The following is a 23,055-nucleotide window of genomic DNA, read 5'->3' on the forward strand; positions in this document are numbered from 1 at the left end:
CGTGAAGAACGCCGGCTTACTTGAAGAACTTGGGTGCGTTCTGCTTGATGGTGTCGTCCATGGTGCTGGTGAACTGATCAGGGGTGATGTTGCCCTGGACCAGGAGGACGAGTTCCTGCTGCAGCCTGCCGTTGGTGGTGGGATCCAGCTGGGTGTCCCACGGCATGGCCTGCTTGGAACCGAGGTTGTTGGCCGCTTCCAACGCCTTCTTGTAGAGGGGCGTGGCGTTGGCCGGGACGGCGGTCTGCACATTGGTGGTAGGCGACAAGGCACCCGTTGCCGCGTACTCGCTGGGGTACTTCTGCAGCGCGAACTTCAGGAAGTCGCTCACCAGCGGATCGTACGTTTTGGCGTTCACGGCCATGCCAATGCCCGACGGCGATACGAACTCGTTCGCGGCCGTCACCGAATTCGCTGTGGTTGGCAGGGTGAAGAAATCCACGTTGTCCCGGACCGCGGGGTTCAGTTTGTCGGTTGCCAGGCTGGGCAGCTCCCATGTTCCGATGTTGTACATCGCCGCCTGGCCGGAGGTGAACTGGTTCTGGGCATCGGAGTAGCCCTGCGCGGAGAAGCCATCCTGGAAGCACTTGGCCTTGCCCAGTTCGGCCATCCAGTTGACGGTCTTCTGCCCGGCAGCATCCTTGAAGGACGCCTCGCCCTTCTTCAGCTTCTGCACGAAATCCGGTCCGGCCTGGCGGAACGGCTGGTAGGCGACGTAGCGTTCCAGCGGCCATTGATCCTGGCCGTCGATGGCGATCGGGGTGATGCCCGCCGAGCGCAGTGCCGTGCACATGGCTGGAATGTCGTCGAGCGACTTCGGCACGGAGACGCCTGCCTTCTCCAGCAGAGCCTTGTTGTACCAGATGAATTCCAGCTCGAACTGGAACGGGACCATGTACAGCGAGCCGTCGTCGAAGCGCTGGTAATCCAGGGCGCCCGGGCGGTAGTCGTCATAGAGGCCCAGGGATTTGAGCAGCTTGTCCGCGTCCAGCATCTTGCCCTGCTTGGCCAGTTGTTGCGCGAACGGCGTGGCATCGGTGTCGAACAATTCCGGCAGCTTGTTGGCCGCTGCCAGTGTTTCGAGCTTCTGGATGTAGGAGGGCCGGTCCGGAGTGGTGATGAGGTTCAACGAGAAGCCCGGGTGGTCCTTGGCGTAGTCGTCGGCCAGCTTCTTCATGATGTTGATGACGGCGCCGTCGGCCGGCCGCGACAGGAGCCATGAGATTTCGCGGGGCTTGATTTCTCCAGTGGGGCTGACGTCGGTGGGGCTGCTGGCGCTTCCGCCGCCGCCACAGGCCGTCAGGGCCAAGGCCGCCGCGGCTGCTACCGCCGCAAGTCGGAATACTTTCTTCATGGGGACAATCTCCCTTGATTGGACTGGGTGTTGGGGTTGGGGATATTCAGTTGTTGCTACGTTGACGGATGTCGAGTTCGACGACGGTTGCGGAACCTTCGCCGACGAAGGCGCCGATGCGCCCGGCAGGGCGGTCATAGATCCTTGCGCTCAGCGCAACTTGGCGGTCGACGACGGCGACGCACAGGTCGCCGTCGACAATGACCTCAAGCGTGTGCTCGCCCGGGGCGAGGTGGCAGGGGCGCTCCAGTTCGACGTCGTAAGGCACGTCGCCCGAGACGTGCCACTGGGCGTCGCCGGTAATTTCGCGGGGCCAGCGGTCGAAGACCAGTCGACCGCGCTTGGGCTCCAGGCGCAGGACGTAGGAGGCGTCGCCGTCGTGGCTTGAGCGGAGCAGCAACCCGCACTCGGTGGTGTTGGCCGCAATGTCCAGCACCGCTTTCGCGTAGAACTGGCCGGGCAGTTCCTGCTCGGAAACGACCGCTGCGTAGCTGTCCGGGACATTGAGTGTGGCCGGGAGCTCGTTGGCGAGGGACACGGGGACGTCTTCCCAGAAGCTCTCCCCCAACTCATCGGCGAAACCGAAGCCAAGCGTCCCGTCCGGATTTTGCCGGGCTTCCAGGACGGACATGGTGCCGGCCCACTGCCACGCACCGTGGTCGGCGTTGCCTTCCTTGCTGGCGATCCAGCCGAAGAAGAACCGGCGGTCATCGCGGGCGGCCGATTTGGAGGCGTAGAAGGCACGCCCGTCGATGCTGTCCAGGACGGGGACTTCCCAAGGCCCGTCGGGGCTTTTGGCCATCCGGTAGCGCGTTGTGAAGGACTCGGAGAATTCCGAATAGACCATGTACCACCAGTCGCCCCATTGGAAGACGTCCGGGCATTCGTGCGTGATGTAGCGGCGCGGGTCCCAGAAGGGCTCCGTATATTCCCACGTCAGGAGGTCGGTGGAAATGCACTGGGCGACCACGCCGCGGCGGCGTTCGGGGCCGGATGCGTGGCGGGCGGCGATCAGCATGCGCCACTGGCCCTTTGCTTCATCCCGGAAAACGAAAGGATCGCGCCAATCGCCGGATTCGTAGCCCTCCGGAGCCCCGAAGGTGAGCTCGGGGTGCTTGGTCCAGCTGCGCATGCCGTCGCTGCTGGTGGCGTGCATGACCAGTTGCAGCGGCAGTCCGTCCGCCCCGAGGTTGCGGGGGTTCTGGCCTGTGTAAAACAAGTGGTGCGTGCCGTCGTCGTCGATCACCACGCTGCCGGTGTAGGCGTTGAAGTCGAGCTCGTCCGCGCTGCCGTGCTGCAGCGAAACACCGTGGTTCTCGAACTGCGTCAGGTCCTTGGTGGTGACGAGGTTCCACGACGTGCCGGGTTTGGGGTCGGTGCGTTCCTCGTGGAGGTAGAAGAGCCAGAACTCCCCGTCCTTCTCGAAGGGGATAAGGTCTCCAACCCAGCCATCACTGGGTTGGAAGAAGACTGAGCGTTTCATCTGCGCTGATGTCCATTCTGCTAAAGCGTTTGATCACCATGAAGGTAGCGCAGGTCACACTCGTTGATCAAGCGTTTTAGCAAAGAAAAATCAATGGTTGCTAAAACGCTTGACCGATTCCTGCGGAAGCCGCTAGGGTCCTAGCTACCGATGGCACACCCGCGCCTCCTCGACGCCGAGGGGCCCTTGGGTCATGCCGTTCTCAACCAATGAATGCTTGAGAGGAAACCACTTCATGACGCTTGAAATCCGACGACGGACTGTCCTGCAAGGAACGGGAGCCGGGGCACTCGCCCTGTTGTTCGGCAACGTTGCCCCGGGCGCCGCACAGGCCCTGTCCTCCCAGCGGGCGGTCTACCACATGACCCCGCCTGCCGGCTGGCTGTGCGATCCGCAGCGGCCCGTCTACACGAACGGCGCTTATCAGCTCTACTACCTGCATTCGAGCATCAACAACGGCCAAGGCGGCTGGGACCACGCAACAACCACTGATGGGGTCTCCTTCACCCACCACGGAGCCGTTTTGCCACTCCAAACAAACTTCCCTGTGTGGTCCGGGTCCGGCGTGGTGGACACGGCCAACACCGCAGGCTTTGGTGCCGGGGCCGTCGTCGTACTGGCTACCAAGCCGACCGACGGCATCCGCAAGTACCAAGAGCAGTACCTGTACTGGTCCACGGATGGAGGTTTCACGTTCACTCCGCTCCCCGATCCGGTGATCGTCAACACCGATGGCCGGACGGCAACCACTCAGGCGGAGATCGACAATGCGGAGTGGTTCCGCGATCCCAAGATCCACTGGGATGCAGTGCGCAACGAATGGGTGTGCGTCATTGGACGGGCGAGGTACGCCGCGTTCTATACCTCGAACAATCTCAAGGACTGGCAGTGGAAATCAAACTTCGACTACCCCAACCACGCCTTGGGTGGGATCGAGTGTCCGGACCTCTTCGAGATGACTGCCGGAGACGGCACCCGGCACTGGGTGTTCGCTGCCAGCATGGATGCCTACAGTGTTGGCCTGCCCATGACCTACGCCTACTGGACCGGGAGCTGGAATGGGACGGCGTTCACGGCCGACGACCTCACCCCGCAATGGCTCGACTGGGGATGGGACTGGTACGCCGCCGTGACCTGGCCGTCGGTCGATGCGCCCGAGACCAAGCGCCTGGCCACGGCCTGGATGAACAACTGGAAATACGCCGCCCGCGATGTGCCGACGGACGCCTCGGACGGCTACAACGGGCAGAACTCCATCACACGGGAACTGCGGCTGGAGCGGCAGTCCGGCGGTTGGTACTCACTGCTCAGCAGCCCGGTCGCCGCGCTGGCCGGCTACGTCACCGCTACAACCACCCTTCCCAACCAGACCGTGAATGGCAGTTACGTACTGCCGTGGAACGGACGGGCTTACGAGCTGGAGCTCGACATTGCGTGGGACACGGCCGCCAACGTGGGCGTTTCGGTGGGCCGTTCTGCTGACGGTTCCCGGCACACCAACATCGGCAAATACGGCGGGGACCTGTATGTGGACCGCGCGCCCTCGGACCTGGCCGGCTACTCCCTGGTGCCCTACACCCGTGCAGCAGCGCCCATCGATGCCAACGCCAAGTCAGTGCACCTGCGTATTTTCGTGGACAAGCAGAGCGTAGAGGTGTTCGTGAATGCCGGGCACACGGCCGTCTCGCAGCAGGTTCATTTTGCCGACGGCGACACCGGAGTTTCCCTCTACGCAGACGGCGGTCCGGCAAGCTTCACGGGCATCACCATCCGCGAGTTTGGCAACCCGATCTAGGAGGCGGCCTTCTTGATGAGGTCAACGATCAGGGCATCGCTGGCCTCATCAAGCTGCTTCAGCGCGAAGGACGTGGCCCACATGGTGCCGTCGTCCAGAGCCGCAGTTTCCTCGAAGCCTAGGGTCGCGTACCGGGACTTGAATTTGTCGGCGGACTTGAAAAAGCACACCACCTTGCCGTCCTTCGCGTAGGCCGGCATTCCGTACCAGGTCTTCGGTGCCAAGTCCGGCGCGTGTTCCTTGACGATCGCGTGGATCCGTTCCGCGAGCGCTTGGTCGGCAGCTGGCATTTCGGCGATCTTCTCAAGGACATCCGCCTCGCCATCGGCTTTGGTGGCCTTGCTGCGCGAGGACTTCTTTAGTTCCTGCGCACGTTCCTTCATTGCGGCGCGCTCGTCCTCGGTGAAGCCGTCGTAGGACTTGGTCTTGTCTGCAGTTCCGGTCTCGGCCACGGCAGGGCCCCTCTCTGGTGGTGGATTCTTGCTGATAATCCAACGCTAGTGCGGGGTACGCTGCCGTGGCTTCTCCGAAACTGCTCGATCAGGAACGTTGCCCGTTGACCAGATCCGCCGTCTCATTCACCGGCGCAACGGCCTCGCGCACCTTCTTGCCCCGGGCGTAGCCAATCAGGCCCAGGGCAAGGATGCAGCCGAGTGTTCCAAGGGCAAAGGCTTCGAACGTGAACTGGGAGACACCCCACGTTGCCTCGAAGTCATACGGCAGTCCGAACAGGACATCGAGTGTTCCCGGGAAGATCGCCACCCACGAGCCGACCAGGATCCATGCGAAGCAAATAGCGCCAAGGACGCGGAATCCGGTATCGGAAACGGGAACCTTGAACGGACGGTCCGCTGAGGGATACTTGCTCCGCAGCTTCACCGCGGCGGGAACAGCGAAGAGATAGCTGAGCAGGAACGTCGAGATGGCGATGGACAGCACCACGCCGAACAAAGCGCTGCTGGTACCCGTGAGTTGCATGGCGGCCAGCATGAACAGCGTGGCCACCACCCCGGACAGCGTATTGACTCGAATCGGCGTGCCCAGTTTCGGATGGAAGCGGCCAAAGAAACCACCAAAGAACGAGCCGTCCGCGGCCGCCATGGCCTGCATGCGGTCGCTGATGATCATCCATGCCGCGCCTTGGGAGACCAGCACAAAGCAGAACACGACGGCGGAAACGGCCAGCATCGCGTCGGCGGCGGGACCGAAAACGGCGTAGACCGTGGACACGGCGCCAAACAATCCGCCGATGCCCGTGATCTGGTCCAACGGCACTACCAACAGGATGGCGAGGATCGGCAAGAGATAGCTTGCCGCAGCAATCATGGAGGAACGGGCCACGGAGACCGGTACATCCTTGGCCGGGTTCTTCATCTCCCCCGCCGCGCTGTTGCCGGATTCGAATCCGAGAAAGGAGAACAACAGCAACGGGGTAACACCCAGGAAGCCCGCCAGCGTGGGCGAGAAGAAGCCCAGGTCAAGGCCGTTGAAACCGTGCTGGAGCCCGTAGACCAGCGTGACGATGATGAAGAAGGTCAGGAAGACTACCTTCAGGATCGCGCCGAGCGATGGCAGCCATTTGCCGTGCTTCAGGCTGATGATCGCGGACGTGACGGTGATCCAGATGAACGCCAGCTTGAACAGGTAATCGCCCGGGCTGCCGGCCTCCACGTGGCCCACATACTCGGACCACGTTTCCACGGCTACGAACGCCATGGCCCCGCCCACCCACACCGGTTGCGTGACCCACGTGAAAAGGGAGGTAATTGCGGCAATCACCCGGCCGAAGGCCATCTTGGTCCAGACGTAAACGCCGCCCTCTTCAGTGAAGGCACCGCCGGTCTCGGCAAAGATCAGGCCGTACGGAACCATGAACGTAACGGCGAGGATGAGCGTCCACGTGAACGTCTCTCCGCCAAAGCCGGAAACCTGGCCCAGGACCTCCACGGAAATGACGGCCGCCACCACCAACAGAAGGATGTCGAAGCGGCCCAGGGATTTTTGCAGGTGGTTGCTCTGCTCCTGGGCTAATTGGGTTTGATGCATGATCGGTCCTTTGCTGCTGCTTAATTTTTGCTACTGCGCAAGAAGGGTGGGAAGGGCGCTGCGGTCTGCCCGGTTATGGACTGGCCGACCCGCGGCGAAGGTCAGTTCGACACCGATATCGCCAAGGGCCTTCGCCTCGGTGGTGAGCGGATCGGCGTCGAGCACCACCAGGTCAGCGGCCATGCCGACGCGGATGGTTCCGCGTTCGGCGTCGAGCCGGTTGGCGCGCGCCGCTCCCGTGGTGTGGGCGGCGAGCGCTGTTCCGAGGGTTATGGCCTCGGCGGGGAGCAACGGTTCGGTCTGCGAGCGGTGGTCGCGGGCGTGCGGGTCCGCCGAGGGGGCGGTGCGGTTCACCGCCGTGTGGATGCCCCACAAGGGGTCGGGACTGGAGACCGGCCAATCGCTGCCGATGGCGAGTTCGACGCCGGCGCGGCGCAGGGTTTCGAAGGCAAAATGCACCTTCTGGTGGGCTTCGTCGAGGTAGGGCAGTTTGGTTTCCACGAGGACCGGATCCTGCCGCGCCCAAAGCGGTTGAATGTTCGCGATGGCCCCGGTGGCGGCGAAGGCGGCAACGTCAGCGGGGTCCACCAGGTCCAGGTGTGCGATCTGGTGGCGCGGGTCCCAGCCTTCGCGGCGGGGCAGGTTGAGCGCGTTGACACAGTCGCGCACGGCTTGGTCGCCGACGGCGTGAAGGTGGAGGTCGAAGCCGGCCGCGTCCACTTCCCGGGCGATCCTTGCCAACTGCTCCGGTTCGATCAGGCTCATGCCAAGTTCGTGCGGATGCCCGTTGTAGGGCCGCGTCAGCGCAGCGGTGAGGTTTTCGCAGACGCCGTCCACCATGATCTTCACTGCTGTGGCTTGGAAACGACCCTTCGCCGTGGCCCTGCGTTCCTTGAACAGCTCTATCTGCTCGAGCCCGAGGTCCCGCTGCCACCACAGCGCTCCTGTCACGGTGGCCGTGAGGAGACCGTCGGATTCGAGAGAAAGGTAGTGACCGTAGGAGTCGGGCATGCCCAACGCCTGGCCGACGGCAGCGTCCTGCCAGGCGGTGACGCCCAGCGAATGCAGATATGACTGGGCTGCGAGGAGTGCCCGGCGGATGTGCTGCTGGTCCGGATCGGGAATCAGGGCAGACACCAGATCAGCGGCGTGTTCAATCAGCATGCCGGTGGCTTTCCCGGCACCGTCGCGCGCAATGATGCCCCCGTCCGGATGGGGAGTGTCATCGGTAATCCCGGCCAGTTCCAGCGCCCGGGAGTTGGTCCAGGCACCGTGGCCGTCATGGCTGATCAGGAAGACGGGACGGTCAGGAACCAGTTCGTCCAACAGCGCGCGGTGCGGGAAGCCGCCGTCGAAAACGTCTCCGTACCAGCCCGCGCCCTGGATCCATTCAGCGGCAGGGTTGGCGTGGGCGAAGGCAGCGATCAGGGAGCGGTACTCAGCCAGGGAATGGGCTCCGGAGAGGTCGCAACCCAGCATCTGGAGCCCACCGGCCAGGGGATGGACGTGTGCGTCCTGGAAGCCGGGAAGAAGCGCTTTGCCGCCCAGGTCGACCAGCTCGGTTGCCGGTCCCCGCCAGCGTGCGGCTTCGGAGCCGAGTGCCACGATCTTTCCGTCAGCAACCGCAACGGCGTCGGTGCGGGGACGGGCAGGGTCCATCGTATGGACGGGGCCTCCACTGAAAATCCAGTCTGCGTGGGTCATGGCTCTACCTTCCTAAAAGGTGGTTCTCGGTGGATTCACGGTCAAGGTTGAGGCGCACCAATCCCGGGGCTATTCGGACGATCGCGATGTAGGCCATGGCGCTGACACCGAGGCCCACCAGCCAGGCGATATCGATTCCGCCCATAGCCTCCGCAGCAGCGCCCGTGTAGAAGGGAGTCGCCATGAACGGGATCTGTGCCAGGACGCCGATGGCGAAAACCAGCAGGGAGCCCGCGTTCCAACGGCCGTATCGGCCACCGTCGGCAGCGTAGAACTCGTCCACAGCGTAGGAGCCGTGCCGGATCACGTAGTAGTCCACCAGGTTAACGGCCGACCACGGGATCAGGACATAAAGGAGGACGCTCAGGAAGCTGAAGTAGGAGGAGGCGAAGCTGGTAGCCGCTGCCAAGGCCAGGCTGATACCGATGATGTGCAGGACCAGGGAGGTCACGATCCGGGCCTTGGCTCCGGGCCGCCAGCCGCTCAAGAACGTCTCCACCAGCGTTAGGGCACACAAGGCGCTGCAGTAGGCGTTGACCGAATTTCCTGCGGCGGCCACCAAGGCGAAGCCCACCAGGACGGCCGCACCGAGTCCGGGGCCCAGGATTCCGTGGAGCCCTGACATCGTGTCCACCCCGGCTGCCGCTATGCCCACGCCGGCACCAAGCACCATGAGCAGCGCGCTGGAGACGACGCAGCCAAGGTACGTACCCCAGAAGGCACCCTTGGTACCGGACTTGGCCGGCATGTAGCGGGAGTAGTCCGAAACATAGGGGGCGTACGTCAACTGCCACACGATGCCGATCGCCACCATGGCCAGGAATCCGGTCCAGGTGAATTCGCCGTCGTTCAGCTGGGCCCAGAAATCGCCGCTGGCCAGCAAAGCCGCGAAGGAAACCAGCACGAGGGCGCCAACCACGTAGGCCCCCATAGCCGTCACCTTCCGGACCAGGTTGTATCCAAAAGCCGCAATCACGAAGCTGAGGACTGCGCAGCCGATGATCATCGCTGTTCCGTTCGCCTCCGGCAGGAGTGCCGTGATCGAGTCCGAAGAGACGATCAGGTTTGACGAGAAGTACCCCACGAACATCAGGACCGCCACGACGACGATCAAACTGGCGCCCCGTGAACCGAACTGGCCGCGTGCTTGCAGCATTTGCGGGACGCCGAGCTGCGGTCCCTGCGCGGCATGCAGCGCCATGCCGATCCCGCCCAGTGCGTGGCCCAGGAGGATGGCGATGATGGAACTGATCAGGGGAAGGCCCAGCAGCGTGGTGGCCGTGGCGCCCGTGATCACCGTGAGGGGCGTCATGTTCATGCCGAACCAGATGGTGAAAAGTTCCCGGGAGCGTCCGTGCCTGCCCTCAGCCGGGATGGGGGCGATTGACTCTTGTTCTATCTCGAAGAGGCGTGAGCGGAGCATCGATTTCATGGAGGGTGTCCTTAAGACGGCGGAAGAGGATGCTGGCAGAGTCCGGTGGGCCTTCCCCAAAGCCCTTCGGTGCCGGGTCTGCTGTCAAAACCAGCCTAGGTTTGTGAACTGCATCACGTAAACCATTGAATTGCGATGTACATGTTCGGATTTCCAGATGAAGTCATTCAGCCGAACTGGATCCACGTGGTCTTGGGCGCGGTGTAGTTGTCGAAGGCGTGCAGGGACAGATCACGGCCGAAACCGGACTGCTTGAAGCCGCCAAAAGGCGTGGTGTTGCCCAGGGCGTCTACCGTATTCACGGACACCGTGCCGGCCAGCAGGTCGCGGGCCACACGGTGCGCGCGGGAGAGGTCCGAAGTCCACACCGAGGCGGCCAGGCCGTAGTCCGTGGCGTTGGCGAGGCCTATGGCCTCCGCTTCGGTATCGAAAGCCTGAAGCACCGCGACGGGACCAAAGATCTCCTCCCGATGCACGTCATGGTCCGCGCCGAGACCGCCCAGCAGCGTCGGCTCCAGGTAGGCGTCGGAGCCGCGGATGGCCAGCCGCTCACCGCCGAAGAGCACCTCACCGTCGGTGCGGCCACGCACGATCCAGCGTTCGACGTCGTCTGTATGGGCGCTGCTGATCAGCGCGCCATTGCCGTCCACACCCGCCAGCGGATCGGACGGCGCGTAGCCGGCAGCGGCTTCGGCCAGCAAGGCTGCAAAGTCGTCGTAGACGCTCCGCTGAACCAGGATGCGGGAGTTGGCCGAACACACTTGGCCCTGGTTGTAGAAAGCGCCGAACGCTGCCTTCGCGGCCGCCGTCGCGAGATCGGCCGTGTCCGCGAACACGATGTTCGAGCTCTTGCCGCCCGCCTCCAGGCTCAGCCTCTTGAGGTTGCTCCGGCCGGAAGCCTCCAGCAGAGTGCGGGAGACCGCCGTCGAGCCCGTAAAGGCGAGCGCGTCCACATCCATGTGGTGTGCCAACGCGGCGCCCACCTCCCTGCCGGTACCCGTGACGACATTCAATACGCCGGCGGGAACGCCCGCTTCAGCGGCCAGATCCGCCAGGCGCAGGACGCTCAGCGAGGTCTGCTCCGCGGGTTTCAACACCACCGTATTGCCGGAGGCTAGCGCCGGGGCCAGCTTCCAGACGGCGATCTCCAGCGGGAAGTTCCAAGGGACGATCGCCGCCACCACCCCCAGCGGTTCCCGCGTGACGAGTGCTGTGGCGCCGGGTGGGACTGCGGGCAGTTCGCCGTTTTGTTTGTCCACGGCCTCCGCGTACCAGCGCAGCGTCGAGATGGCGCCAGGGACATCCACCGTGGTGGCCTGGAGGATGGGCTTGCCGCTGTCCAGGGTTTCCAGGAGCGCCAGCTCGTCGGCATGCTGCTCCATGAGGGCGGCGAGCGCCAGGAGGACGCCCTTCCGCTTCTCGGCTCCCAGGCGGGACCAGGCCGGGAAGGCGCGCCGGGCGGCGTCTACGGCACGGTCGACGTCGTCCGGACCGCAGGCGGCCAGTTCCGCGAGGACGCGGCCGTCGATGGGGCTGTTGGTCGGGCGGACTTTGCCGTGGCTGGCGGTGGTGCGGCGTCCGTTGACGAACGCCCGGCCGTCGATTGCCAGGGCATCCGCCCGGCCGTGCCAGTCGGTGGACGTCAGGGTGGAGGTGGTGTTCACGGGGGCTCCTTGGGGTTGGTGGTTGGTCAGGTTGTGAAGGCTCGACGGCGGTCCGGGCTTGTGGGGGTCAGGTCCGGGTGCTGGGGGTCAGGTCCGGACTGCTGAGGTCCGGGGTGCGGCGGGACAGGCGCAGGGCGGCGGAAGCGCCCATCAGGCAGGCCAGTTCAACGGCGATGAGGGCGAGCATCGTGACGCCGTGGGCCGAAGACGACTCGCCTCCGGCCCCGCCATGATGCGCTCCGGCGCCGGATCCCGCCATGAAGCCCGGCGCCGCCAGCAGGACCAGGTGGATGAGGATCATGACTGCACTCATGGCCAGCAGGTGGCTGGCAGCCCGGGTGGCGCGACCGCCGGCCGGCTGCTCGCGATTCCTGCGATCCAGGTTCCAACCCGCGCGCCACAGTCCTGCGCAGTTCCTCCCCCGCAACATCGGGCCCACGCAGGCCAGGCAGGCCACGCCCATGGCGGCCATCAGCCAGGCCATGTGGCCAGCCGGGCCGGCCACGGCCGCCAACACATGGGCGGCGGCGCTGCCCGCAGCCGCGGTTCCGACTATGCCGGCCGGGATAGTGCCCCGGGGTTGGTGGTCCATGGTTCTCCTGGCCGCCCGCGTGGTTTGGGTCAAGGACTTTACGGCGGGCTTGTGAGGTGGGTAACATCAAAGCGTTGGTTGAACAGTTGTATCATCAAAAATCGACTTCAGGAAGTGCCATGACCCTTCAGACCACCCTCTTGGCCGCATCGTCGCGGACCGGATTGCACCCGCTTGAACAGCTCACAGGCGGGGAAATCGAGCAGGCCCGCCGGATCCTTGGCGACGCCGGGCTTCTTGCCGAGACCACGCGCTTCGCCTACCTGGGCCTGATGGAACCGTCCAAGGCCGCGCTCCAGGACGGCAGCGCTACTGGGCGCATTGTCCGCGCCATGCTGTGGGACGCCGCCATATCCCGTTCCCTGGACGTCCGGTTGTCCTTGACCACAGCCAAGGTGCTTGAACAGCGCGAGCTGGATCCCGCCGTCGACGGTCAACTGCCCGTCCTGCTGGAAGAGTTCGGCATCATCGAGGACATCCTGGCCGAGGACCCTCAGTGGATTGCGGCGCTGGCGAGCCGCGGGCTGACTCCTGCGCAGGTGCGCGTTGCACCGCTCTCGGCGGGCGTGTTCGAGTACGAAAACGAGGAAGGCAAGCGGCTGCTGCGTGGCCTCGGTTTCCGCCAGGACCATGCCGCCGACCACCCGTGGGCCCACCCGATCGATGGCCTGGTGGCGTTCGTCGACGTCGAAAAGCGCCGGGTTGACCACCTGATCGATGACGGCCCGGTCACGGTCCCGGAGGTCAACGGCAATTACACGGACCCCGCCATCCACGGCGAACTCCGCACGGACCTGAAGCCGATCGAGATCATCCAGCCTGAAGGACCCAGCTTTACGCTCGAGGGCAACCACCTGTCCTGGGCGGGCTGGGACCTGCGGGTCGGCTTCGACGCCCGCGAAGGCCTGGTCCTCCACCAACTCCACCACTCACACAAGGGACGCCGGCGCCCGGTGGTCCATCGTGCGTCCATCTCCGAAATGGTGGTCCCCTACGGCGATCCGTCCCCGTACAGGAGCTGGCAGAACTACTTCGATTCCGGCGAGTACCTGGTGGGCCGCGACGCCAACTCCCTCAAACTCGGCTGTGACTGCCTAGGCGAGATCACGTACCTGTCCCCCGTGGTGGCCGATGACTTCGGCAACCCGCGCACCATCGAGAACGGCATCTGCATCCACGAGGAAGACGCCGGGATCCTCTGGAAGCACACGGATGAGTGGGCGGGCTCCAATGAGGTCCGGCGCAACCGCCGCCTGGTGGTCTCCTTCTTCACCACCGTGGGCAACTATGACTACGGCTTCTACTGGTACCTCTACCTGGACGGCACCATCGAATTCGAGGCGAAGGCCACGGGCATTGTCTTCACGGCCGCCCTGCCTGACAAGACGTACGCCTACGCCTCGGAGATCGCTCCGGGCCTTGGCGCGCCCTACCACCAGCACCTCTTCAGCGCCCGCCTGGACATGATGATCGACGGCGACACGAACCGCGTCGAGGAACTGGACCTGGAGCGCCTCCCGAAAGGCCCGGAAAACCCGCACGGGAACGCCTTCACGCAGAAGCGCACTGTGTTGGCCCGCGAATCGGAGGCTGTCCGCGACGCCGATGGGGCCAAGGGGCGTGTGTGGCACATCAGCAACCCCGAGTCCTTGAACCACTTGGGTCACCCCGTGGGCTACACGCTCTACCCGGAAGGCAACCCCACCCTGGCCATGGCGGACGATTCCTCCATTGCCTCACGGGCAGCCTTCGCCCGGCACCACCTCTGGGTCACCCGGCACGCAGAGGACGAGCTCTACGCAGCAGGCGACTTCGTCAACCAGCACCCCGGCGGCGCAGGGCTCCCGGCCTACGTGGCACAAGACCGGGACATCGACGGCCAGGACCTGGTGGTGTGGCACTCGTTCGGGCTGACCCACTTCCCGCGCCCGGAGGACTGGCCCATCATGCCAGTGGATACCACCGGCTTCACCTTGAAGCCGCACGGTTTCTTCGACGAGAACCCCACGCTCAACGTTCCGTCGTCGGCGTCGGGCCACTGCGCCACCGCGCCCGCCGACACGGCCAAGCACTGCCACTGATAGTGTGGCGACGGCCGGGCCCTTGCCCGGCCGTCGCCGTCATCCCGGCCGCAATGTACCGTCGCACAACCTAAGGAACCTGATGCCCCGCTTGGTCGATCACCAGGAACGGCGTCGTTCCATCATTGAGACCACGTGGCGGCTGATCGCGGACCAGGGCATCGAGAACGCGAGCATGCGGGACATCGCGCGGGAATGCGGTTACGCCGCCCCGGGCGTGCTGGCCCACTACTTTCCCAACAAGGACGCCCTTTTGATGGCTTCCTATGAATTGATTTGCGAGCGCACCAACGAGCGCATCGCCGCCCGCACGGCTGGCCGTCGCGGGCTTTCGGCCTTGAGAAGCCTGTGCCTGGAAATCATCCCGGCGGATCCCCTCACGGTGGTGGAAGCCCGCGTCGCGGTGTCCTTCTGGCAGCGGGCACAGACGGAGGACGCGCTGCGCGCGGTGGGTCGGGACGCACTGTTGCATTGGCGCGGCCTGGTGTTGGGCTTCCTCGCCCAAGCCGAGCACGACGGCGAATGCGAACCTTTGGCGGACCCGGAGGCAGTTGCCGATGAGCTGCTGAACGTCATGATGGGCCTGCATGTGACGTCCATGCTGGACCCTGACGTGGTGACGGGGTCCCGGCAGCGGCACCTCGTCGAGCGCGCATTGGCGAGGCTCGGCTAGTCCTTGGGTTCCCGCGCGTCCTTGGCCACGACAATCTGGTGCCGCACCGCTTGGGCGACGGCGCGGACCCGCGCCGTGGGCCGGTGGGATTTCAGGTGGGCCAGGACCGTCTTCAGTTCCGGCACATCGTCGCGGATTTCGACCGTAGCCAGCTTGCCGCCGTCGTACGTCAACTGGTGCTGCGGGCGCTGGTGGAGGATGGAATAGCCAAGTCCCCGCGCCACAAAGGTGCGCACCGTCTCATAGCTGGCCGAGCGGAAGCGGACATCGGGCTCGCGGCCGCCGATGCGGGCAATGGCGAGCATGAGGTCCCGCGTGTGGGGCATGTCCAGCAACACGAAGGACTCCTCAGCCAGCGCGGACAAATGCACCTTCTTGGAGCGGGCCAGCTTGTGGTCGGGGGGAAGGGCTACGTAGGGCCGCACCGTGTCCACGACGGAACGCGAGAGGGCCTCCGGGAGGTCGAGGTCGTAGCACAGCGCCAAGTCGGCCTGTCCGGTGAGGAGCGCGCTGATGCATCCCGGGGTGTCCGTCTCGATGACCTCCACTTCCAGTGACGGATGGTCCTCGCGCAACTTGGTGAGGACACCTGGAAGCAGGAAAGGGGCCAGCGTGCTGAAACACGCGATCCGGATGCGGCCGGCCACGCTCTGGTGCTCCCCGCGTGCATGGTCGATGCTTTCTTCCACTTGGGCGAGGATGGCCTGGGCGTCGCGGACGAACAACTCCCCCGCCGGCGTCAGCACCAGGCCCTTGGAGCGCTGCCTGATGAAGAACTGCGTGCCCACATGGCGCTCCAACTGGGCGATCGCCGCCGACACGGCCGACTGGGCCACGTTCAAGCGAAGGGCTGCGCCCGTCATGGACAGTTGGGCGGCCGCTTCCACGAAGTAGCGGAGCTGGGTCAGGGTGACATCCATGGTTCGAGAATACACGGCGCATCAGAAATATCGATGCAATCGTTCTAAAAGAACTGTTGGACAGATTCAGGCGGTCGCTGGAAGCTGAGGGATATGAGCGTCCCACCCAGAGCGAAAGGCAACGCCCCGTGAAGCACCAGCGCATCCGCACGTTTAATACGAAAGAAACCTACCCCGAGCAAAACCTGGACAATGACCTCTGCCAGGCAGTCGTGGCCAACGGCGTCGTGTACCTCCGCGGCCAGATCGGCCAGGACCTGGACACGCGGGAATCCGTAGGCATCGGCGACGTCGAGGCCCAGACCGAGAAGGCCATGGCCAACATCGACATGCTGCTCAAGGAAGCGGGCAGCAGCCTGGAGGACATCGTCAAGGTCACGGTGTACATCATCGATCCCCGCTACCGCGAAACCGTCTACCGGACCATGGGCCGTTGGCTCAAGGGCGTGTTCCCCGTTTCCACCGGCATCGTGGTCCAGGCGCTGGCGCGGCCCGAGTGGCTCGTGGAAATCGATGCTACGGCTGTGCTGTCAACGGAGGCCGGGAAGTGACGTTCAGCATCGCCGCCACCGACGGCAACGGCAGGTTCGGCGTAGCGGTGTCCTCGTCCTCCCCTGCCGTTGCTGCACGCTGTGCCCATCTACGGGACGGCGCAGGGGCCGTCAGTTCCCAAAACATCACGGATCCACGGCTGGGCGTTGCGCTCCTCGACCGGCTGCAAGCGGGCTGCTCCGCGCAAGAGGCGATTGCCGCCGTCGTTCATGAATCGCCCGCGGTGGACTACCGGCAACTGGTGGTGCTCGACGCAAGCGGCGGGGCTGCCGTGTTCAGCGGGACGCACACGCTGGGTGTCTTCGGCGAAGGGCGCGGCGCTTCCAGCGTGTCTGCCGGCAACATGCTGGCCGACCCGGCCGTGGCACAGGCGCTGTGTGATGCGTTCGAAGCCTCCACCGGGGAACTGGAAGTCCGACTGCTGGCCGCATTGCGCGCTGCGGAAGCTGCAGGCGGAGAAGTGGGACCCGTACGGTCGGCCGGGATCTCGGTGGTATCCGGCCACGGCTGGCGGGACACGGACCTCCGGGTCGACTGGCACCATGACCCCCTTGCGGAACTTGGCCGGCTCCTGGAGGTCTGGCTTCCGCAACGGCAAGACTATGTGGTGCGCGGGCTCGACCCCGCAGCCTCGGTGGGTTACGGGGTGCCTGGCGATGACCGTTGAAACAACGTCCGTGCAGCATGCACACGTCTTGGATTCCGTGGCTTCCCAGCAAGCCGCCCTGGTACAGCTCTCCGAAACACTCCACGCCAACCCCGAGCTTGGCTGGCAGGAACACCGGGCGGCCGAATGGACCGCCACGTACCTGGCGGACCGCGGCTTCGAGGTGGAGCGCGGGTATCTGGGATTTCCGACGGCGGTCCGGGCAGTTTTCGGTTCCGGCTCGCGTCGCGTGGGGCTCATGGCTGAATATGACGCCCTTCCGGGGCTCGGCCATGCCTGCGGCCACAACATCATCACCGCCATCTCGTGTGGCGCGGCCGTTGCGCTGTCCCGGTTCGCTGACGAGCGGGACCTCACTGTGGAGGTTTACGGCACGCCTGCGGAGGAAGGCGGAGGCGGGAAGATCGAGCTGTTGAAAAAGGGGGCGTTCGTGGGCCTGGACCTGGCCATGATGGCGCACCCCAGCCCCGTTGACTCGGCCGAAGCCCGCCCGTTTGCCGTGGCCCACAACCACGTCGAATACCGGGGAAAGTCCGCCCACGCAGCGGCGTACCCGGACCAGGGCGTCAATGCCAACGATGCTTTCGTCGTGGCGCAGGTAGCTTTGGGGTTGCTCCGGCAGCAGTTGCCTGCCGGCACTCGCGTCCACGGGGTTCAGACCAGGGGCGGGGAGGCTCCGAATGCCATTCCGGAGAAGACCGAAGGCCGTTGGTACGTGCGGGCTGAATCGCTGGCCCAACTGGAGGTACTCGAAGAGCGGGTCAACCGGTGCTTTGAGGCAGGGGCCCTGGCCTCCGGATGTGAACTGGAAATCACTCCGGAATCGGAACGGTACTCGGAGTTCCGGACGGAAGCCCGGGCGTTGGAGCTGTACAAGGCGCATGCCCAGTCCCTGGGACGGAGCTTCAATGCCCCTCCTGAGCAGGCCACCATGAACCGGGCCTCGACGGATATGGGCAACGTTTCCCAGGTTGCGCCGGCCATCCACCCCTACATCGGACTCGGCTGTTTCCCGGCGGCCAACCACCAGCCGGAGTTCGCCGCGCACTGCGTTGGCGATGCTGCCAACCAAGCCATCCACGACGGCGCCGCAGCCCTGGCGCTCACGGCACTGGACTACCTGGCGGAGTAGCCGGGAGTCCTCCTACCTTCAGGAAAAGGACCAATGACAAACCTTCCTATGACGCCGGCGCCCACCACCCGCCGGGAACACGACAGCCTCGGGGACCGCGATGTCCCCGAGGCTGTTTATTGGGGCATCAGCACGCTCAGGGCGGTGGAGAACTTTCCCGTCAGCGGACGTCCCATTGGCTCACTGCGTTCGCTCGTGCGGGCCCTGGGCGCAGTGAAGTACGCCGCGGCCCGGGCCAATGAAAGCCTGGGCCTCCTGGCACCGGACAAGTCCGCGGCCATCCAGGCGGCGGCACGCGAAGTGATGGATGGCCTTTTGGATGACCAGTTTGTTGTGGACGCCATCCAGGGCGGCGCCGGCACCAGCACCAACATGAACGCCAACGAGGTCCTAGCAAACCGCGCCTTGGAGTTGCTGGGCCGGGAAAAAGGCGACTATGCCGCCCTGCACCCCATCGATGACGTGAACCGCAGCCAGTCCACGAACGACGTCTATCCCACGGCCATCAAGATCGCCCTGTACCTGGACCTGGCCGAATTGTGCGCCGAGCACTTCAGGCTCATGGAAGCTTTCGATGCCAAGGCCGTCGAGTTCACCGGCATCATCAAAGTGGGCCGCACGCAATTGCAGGATGCCGTGCCCATGTCCCTCGGCCAGGAATTCGGAGCTTTTGCCGAAACCTTGCGCGAGGACGTGTTCCGGTTGCGGGAACTCCTGCCGCATCTGGCCGAGTCCAACCTCGGCGCCACTGCGATCGGCACGGGCATCACCGCTCCCCCGGGCTACCGGGAAGCCGTGATCCAGGAGCTGGCGGACGTCACGGGGCTGCCGGTCACCAGCGCCTCCAACCTCGTGGAAGCCACCAGTGACACCGGGGTCTTCATGCTGGTCTCCGGCGTGCTGAAGAGGGCTGCCGTGAAGCTGTCCAAGATCTGCAACGATCTCCGCTTGCTGTCTTCGGGCCCGCAGACCGGTTTTGGCGAGATCTTCCTGCCTGCCGTCCAGGCGGGATCGTCCATCATGCCCGGCAAGGTCAATCCGGTGATCCCGGAGATGGTCAACCAGGTGGCTTTCCGTGTGGTTGGAGCAGACGCCACAGTGACCATCGCGGTGGAAGCGGGGCAGCTCCAGCTAAATGCTTTCGAACCCGTCATGGCAGATGCCCTTCTGGAGTCCATCTCCTGGCTTACCGTTGCCTGCCGGCAGCTCCGGACCCATTGCGTGGACGGCATCACGGCCAACACTCCTGTGCTCCAGCAGCGCATGATCGAGTCCATCAGCGTGGTCACCGGTTTGGCGCCCGTGCTGGGCTACGCCGTTGCGGCTGAGCTGGCCAAGGAAGCACTGGCCACGGGCCGGGGCATCGCTGAGCTGGTGCTGGAACGGGGGCTGCTGGACCGGCAGCAGGCCGAGGCGGCGCTCTCGGCGGCGTCCCTGGCGGGGCTCGGCTGACGCGCCTGGGACGCTGAACGCCTCCGGCACAGAATGCCTCGGACACAGAGAGAAGGGACCATGCCCGGTGGGCATGGTCCCTCTATTGTTGCTGCCTGTTTAGACGCCCACCGGCTGCGCCGCCTGTTCACTGTGCTGCAGGTAGCTCCGCTGGATGGCGATTTGGTCCGCCACGTACTTGGCGTCGTGCCAGACGCCCCAGATGAAGCTGGAGCCGCGGCGGGACTGCCACGGCAGGCCAAGGAAGTAGATGCCCGGTTCTGTGGACACGCCACGCTGCTGCCGCGGCCGTCCGCGCTCGTCGAAGGCATCGACGTCCAGCCAGGTGTAGTCCTGGACGAACCCTGTGGCCCAAATGATCGACGTCACGCCGGCAGCGGCGAGGTCCAGCTCCCGGAGCGGGTGGGTCAGGCTCGCGGGGTCCGGACGCAGCGTGCGGGCCTCGGGTTCCTCGGGCAGGTCCAGGCCGTTGCGCTCCACGTACGCGTCGGCCTCATCGAGCAGTTTCAGGTAGTTCGCATCTCCGTTGGCGATGTTGTCCTGAAGGTCGCCCGCGAAACGCATGGTCCCGGCGTCGAACGCTTCGGTGCGCCCCACCAGGGTGATGCCCTCTTCGGCGAGTTCCCGGAAGTCGACTGTATGGCCGCCGTCGGCCCCGCTGACAGCGATGGTGACGTGCTCGGCTCCCTGTGGAGGAGTGGACGCGTCCCACAGGCCGAGGACTCCCAGCCACCAGCAGAAGTCGCGGCCGCGGTAGCTGCGCGGGGGCCGGTCGTGCGGGCCGACGGAAAGGAAGACCTGGCGGCCGGAGCGCTGGATTTCGGCCGCGATTTGCACGCCGGACGATCCTGCGCCCACCACCAGCACGGCCCCTTCGGGCAGCTGGCCGGGATTCCGGTAAAGGCTTGAGTGCAGCTGCTGCACCCCTGCCGTTTCGGGCACGACGGCGGGAATCACCGGACGCTGGAAAGGGCCGGTAGCGGCTACGACGTAGCGGGCGTTGTATTCGCCATCGCTGGTAACCACGTGGAAACCGGGGGCGCCGCTGTTCCGGCGTACGGAGGTCACTTCCACGCCGGTGTGGATGGGGGCGCCGATCTTTACCGCGTAGGCAGCGAAGTAGTCCGCCACTTGCTCCTTGGAGGCAAAGGCACCCGGGTCGACGTCGCTGAACTCCAGGCCCGGAAAACGGTCGTGCCACGCCGGGCCGTTGGCCACCAGCGAGTCCCAACGCATGGAGCGCCACCGCTCGGCGATGCGGTCCCGTTCCAGGACGACGTGCTGGATCCCTTGGTTGGTCAGGTGCTCGCTCATCGCAACGCCGGCTTGGCCCGCGCCCACGACGAGGACCTCAACCTCTTGGCTTGTCATGCGATCTCCTCTGCTTGAGTTGGGCTGTTCGATCCATTCTCAGGTTGACCAAGTGCATCTGCATAGCACATAAAACAGTACAATCGCATCTGAAATATCGATGACCACCAGCGGCCGCACGTTCCGGACATACACCAACGGCGGGCCGCCCCGGTTCCTTTCGAAACCCGGGTGGCCCGCCGTCGTCGTGCGTTGCCTGTCAGGAGGTACTGCTAGAGGTTCTCCACCAGCGAGACGTCGCGGACGGCGCCCTTGTCCGCGGACAGTGCCATGGCGGCGTAGGCGCGGAGTGCCGGGGACACCTGGCGGTCGCGGTTCTTGGGCTTGAAGCCGCCGTTGACCAGGAGCTTTTCGCGTCGTTCGGCCAGGATCTCGTCGGAGACCTTCAGCTCGAGCGAACGCTGGGTGATGTCGATGCTGATGATGTCGCCGTTCTCCACCAGGGCGATCTCGCCGCCGGAAGCGGCTTCCGGGGAGATGTGCCCGATGGACAAGCCCGAGGTGCCGCCGGAGAAGCGGCCGTCCGTGATGAGGGCGCACTTCTTGCCCAAGCCACGGCCCTTGAGGAAGGACGTCGGGTAGAGCATTTCCTGCATGCCCGGACCGCCGCGGGGGCCTTCGTAGCGGATGACCACCACGTCCCCTTCCTTGACCGTCTTATTCAGGATCATTTCCACGGCCTCGTCCTGCGACTCGCACACAATCGCGGGGCCCTCGAACTTCCAGATGGACTCGTCCACGCCTGCTGTCTTCACCACGGCGCCGTCCACGGCGATGTTGCCGCGGAGCACGGCCAGACCGCCGTCCTTGGAGTAGGCGTGCTCGACGGAGCGGATGCAGCCGCCCTCGGCATCGACGTCCAGGGAGGTCCATTCGTTCGACTGCGAGAAAGCCGTAGAGGAGCGCACGCCACCGGGCGCCGCGTGCCACAGGGCCTTGGCTTCCTCGGTAGCCTTGCCGCCGCGGATGTCCCAGTCATCCAGCCAGCCGTCCAGGTCGTTGGAGTGCACGGAGTGGACGTCCTTGTGCAGGAGCCCGCCGCGGTTCAGCTCACCCAGCAGCGCGGGGATGCCGCCGGCGCGGTGCACGTCCTCCATGTAATAGGTCTTGTCCTTGGCAACGTTCGGGGCCACCTTGGCCAGGCAGGGCACCTGGCGGGACTTGGCGTCCATCTCGGCCAGGCCGTACTCCACGCCCGCTTCCTGGGCCGCGGCCAGCAAGTGCAGGATGGTGTTGGTGGAGCCGCCCATGGAGATGTCCAGGGCCATGGCGTTGTCGAAGGCCTTGGCGGTGGCGATGGAGCGCGGCAGCACGGAGTCGTCGTCGCCGTCGTAAAAGCGCTTCACGAGTTCGACGATCGTGGCGCCGGCCTTCTCGTACAGCGCCTTGCGCGCGGTGTGGGTCGCGAGCACGGAGCCGTTGCCCGGCAGGGCAAGGCCGATCGCCTCGGCGAGGCAGTTCATGGAGTTGGCGGTGAACATGCCCGAACAGGAGCCACACGTGGGGCAGGCGTTCTCTTCGATGAGGTTGATGTCCTCATCGGAGATGGATTCGTCCACGGCATCGGCGATCGCGTTCACCAGGTCGAGGGAGCGGACAGAACCGTCCGTCAGGGTCACGCGGCCGGCCTCCATGGGGCCGCCGGAGACGAACACCACCGGGATGTTCAAGCGCAGCGCGGCCATGAGCATGCCCGGAGTGATCTTGTCGCAGTTTGAGATGCAGACCAGTGCGTCGGCGCAGTGGGCGTTGACCATGTACTCGACCGAGTCAGCGATCAGGTCGCGGGACGGCAGGGAGTACAGCATGCCGGAGTGGCCCATGGCGATGCCGTCGTCCACAGCAATGGTGTTGAATTCGCGCGGCACAGCGCCGGCGGCGAGGATCGCGTCAGAGACGATCCGGCCCACGGGGGCAAGGTGGGTGTGGCCGGGGACGAACTCGGTGAACGAGTTGGCGACGGCGATGATCGGCTTGCCGATGTCCGAGTTGGCGACGCCGGAAGCGCGCAGCAATGCGCGGGCGCCGGCCATGTTGCGGCCATGGGTGACAGTTTTAGAACGTAGTGCAGGCATAAGTACCATCCTGCTGTGTCTGGACGCTGATCAGAAGACGGCCTTGATACTAGTAGTGGGAG

General features: G+C 65.0%; 18 protein-coding genes. 7 read left to right on the forward strand and 11 right to left on the reverse strand.

Annotated features, from left to right (window positions below; genetic code table 11):
• Positions 1-16 precede the first annotated feature (16 nt).
• Together ACFVSJ_RS04025 and ACFVSJ_RS04030 are read right to left on the reverse strand one after the other, a co-directional pair.
• On the reverse strand, positions 17-1,354 hold the full coding sequence (locus tag ACFVSJ_RS04025; RefSeq protein WP_387434635.1) for an ABC transporter substrate-binding protein: 1,338 nt from the start codon (positions 1,352-1,354) through the stop codon (positions 17-19).
• 46 nt (positions 1,355-1,400) lie between these two features.
• On the reverse strand, positions 1,401-2,837 hold the full coding sequence (locus ACFVSJ_RS04030) for a family 43 glycosylhydrolase (RefSeq protein WP_387434637.1): 1,437 nt from the start codon (positions 2,835-2,837) through the stop codon (positions 1,401-1,403).
• 235 nt (positions 2,838-3,072) lie between these two features.
• Between ACFVSJ_RS04030 and ACFVSJ_RS04035 the strand changes: the two genes are divergently transcribed.
• Positions 3,073-4,632 (forward strand): glycoside hydrolase family 32 protein, encoded by a 1,560-nt coding sequence (locus ACFVSJ_RS04035; RefSeq protein WP_387434639.1) that lies wholly within the window; start codon positions 3,073-3,075, stop codon positions 4,630-4,632.
• On the opposite strand, the gene ACFVSJ_RS04040 is transcribed toward ACFVSJ_RS04035, so the two are convergent.
• From ACFVSJ_RS04040 to ACFVSJ_RS04065, 6 genes are all read right to left on the reverse strand, one after another.
• Entirely contained in the window at positions 4,629-5,084 is a 456-nt protein-coding gene (locus ACFVSJ_RS04040) for an iron chaperone (protein ID WP_387434640.1), read from the reverse strand. The two genes, ACFVSJ_RS04035 and ACFVSJ_RS04040, sit on opposite strands and share 4 nt — an antisense overlap.
• 88 nt (positions 5,085-5,172) lie before the next feature.
• Positions 5,173-6,678 carry an APC family permease gene (locus ACFVSJ_RS04045; protein WP_387434642.1) on the reverse strand — a complete coding sequence of 502 codons (1,506 nt, stop codon included), beginning with the start codon at positions 6,676-6,678 and terminating at the stop codon, positions 5,173-5,175.
• A 30-nt stretch (positions 6,679-6,708) separates the two neighbouring features.
• The gene (locus tag ACFVSJ_RS04050; RefSeq protein ID WP_387434643.1) at positions 6,709-8,382 is read right to left on the reverse strand and encodes an amidohydrolase; all 1,674 of its coding nucleotides are present in this window, start codon (positions 8,380-8,382) and stop codon (positions 6,709-6,711) included.
• 4 nt (positions 8,383-8,386) lie between these two features.
• The gene (locus ACFVSJ_RS04055) at positions 8,387-9,814 is read right to left on the reverse strand and encodes a purine-cytosine permease family protein (protein WP_387434644.1); all 1,428 of its coding nucleotides are present in this window, start codon (positions 9,812-9,814) and stop codon (positions 8,387-8,389) included.
• A 167-nt stretch (positions 9,815-9,981) separates the two neighbouring features.
• On the reverse strand, positions 9,982-11,478 hold the full coding sequence (locus ACFVSJ_RS04060; protein WP_387434645.1) for an aldehyde dehydrogenase family protein: 1,497 nt from the start codon (positions 11,476-11,478) through the stop codon (positions 9,982-9,984).
• Between the two features lie 67 nt (positions 11,479-11,545).
• Positions 11,546-12,070 (reverse strand): hypothetical protein, encoded by a 525-nt coding sequence (locus ACFVSJ_RS04065; protein WP_387434646.1) that lies wholly within the window; start codon positions 12,068-12,070, stop codon positions 11,546-11,548.
• Positions 12,071-12,189: 119 nt separating this feature from the next.
• On the opposite strand from ACFVSJ_RS04065, the gene ACFVSJ_RS04070 reads away from it, so the two are divergent.
• Complete coding sequence (locus ACFVSJ_RS04070) at positions 12,190-14,151, forward strand: primary-amine oxidase (RefSeq protein WP_387434647.1); 1,962 nt, start codon at positions 12,190-12,192, stop codon at positions 14,149-14,151.
• Between the two features lie 82 nt (positions 14,152-14,233).
• Positions 14,234-14,824 (forward strand): TetR/AcrR family transcriptional regulator, encoded by a 591-nt coding sequence (locus ACFVSJ_RS04075; RefSeq protein ID WP_387434649.1) that lies wholly within the window; start codon positions 14,234-14,236, stop codon positions 14,822-14,824.
• Here ACFVSJ_RS04075 and ACFVSJ_RS04080 read toward each other — a convergent pair.
• Positions 14,821-15,744 (reverse strand): LysR substrate-binding domain-containing protein, encoded by a 924-nt coding sequence (locus tag ACFVSJ_RS04080; RefSeq protein WP_387434651.1) that lies wholly within the window; start codon positions 15,742-15,744, stop codon positions 14,821-14,823. The genes ACFVSJ_RS04075 and ACFVSJ_RS04080 overlap by 4 nt on opposite strands.
• 128 nt (positions 15,745-15,872) lie before the next feature.
• Here ACFVSJ_RS04080 and ACFVSJ_RS04085 point away from each other — a divergent pair, with 128 nt between their 5' ends.
• The 4 genes from ACFVSJ_RS04085 to ACFVSJ_RS04100 are packed head-to-tail and all read left to right on the forward strand — an operon-like array spanning position 15,873 to position 19,547.
• On the forward strand, positions 15,873-16,295 hold the full coding sequence (locus ACFVSJ_RS04085) for a RidA family protein (RefSeq protein ID WP_387434653.1): 423 nt from the start codon (positions 15,873-15,875) through the stop codon (positions 16,293-16,295).
• Positions 16,292-16,963 (forward strand): DUF1028 domain-containing protein, encoded by a 672-nt coding sequence (locus ACFVSJ_RS04090; protein WP_387434655.1) that lies wholly within the window; start codon positions 16,292-16,294, stop codon positions 16,961-16,963. The genes ACFVSJ_RS04085 and ACFVSJ_RS04090 overlap by 4 nt, the downstream gene beginning before the upstream one ends.
• Positions 16,953-18,095 (forward strand): M20 family metallopeptidase, encoded by a 1,143-nt coding sequence (locus tag ACFVSJ_RS04095; protein WP_387434656.1) that lies wholly within the window; start codon positions 16,953-16,955, stop codon positions 18,093-18,095. The genes ACFVSJ_RS04090 and ACFVSJ_RS04095 overlap by 11 nt, the downstream gene beginning before the upstream one ends.
• A gap of 33 nt (positions 18,096-18,128) precedes the next feature.
• On the forward strand, positions 18,129-19,547 hold the full coding sequence (locus ACFVSJ_RS04100; protein WP_387434658.1) for an aspartate ammonia-lyase: 1,419 nt from the start codon (positions 18,129-18,131) through the stop codon (positions 19,545-19,547).
• 99 nt (positions 19,548-19,646) lie between these two features.
• Here the strand turns inward: ACFVSJ_RS04100 and ACFVSJ_RS04105 are convergent, their stop codons facing one another.
• Positions 19,647-20,918, reverse strand: a complete 1,272-nt coding sequence (locus ACFVSJ_RS04105) for a flavin-containing monooxygenase (protein ID WP_387434659.1) — start codon at positions 20,916-20,918, stop codon at positions 19,647-19,649.
• Between the two features lie 212 nt (positions 20,919-21,130).
• Positions 21,131-22,993 (reverse strand): dihydroxy-acid dehydratase, encoded by a 1,863-nt coding sequence (ilvD, locus tag ACFVSJ_RS04110; RefSeq protein WP_387434661.1) that lies wholly within the window; start codon positions 22,991-22,993, stop codon positions 21,131-21,133.
• Between the last annotated feature and the right edge of the window lie 62 nt (positions 22,994-23,055).

The sequence above is a fragment of the Paenarthrobacter sp. NPDC058040 genome, from assembly GCF_042885775.1.
In the GTDB taxonomy this organism is placed as follows: Bacteria; Actinomycetota; Actinomycetes; order Actinomycetales; family Micrococcaceae; genus Arthrobacter.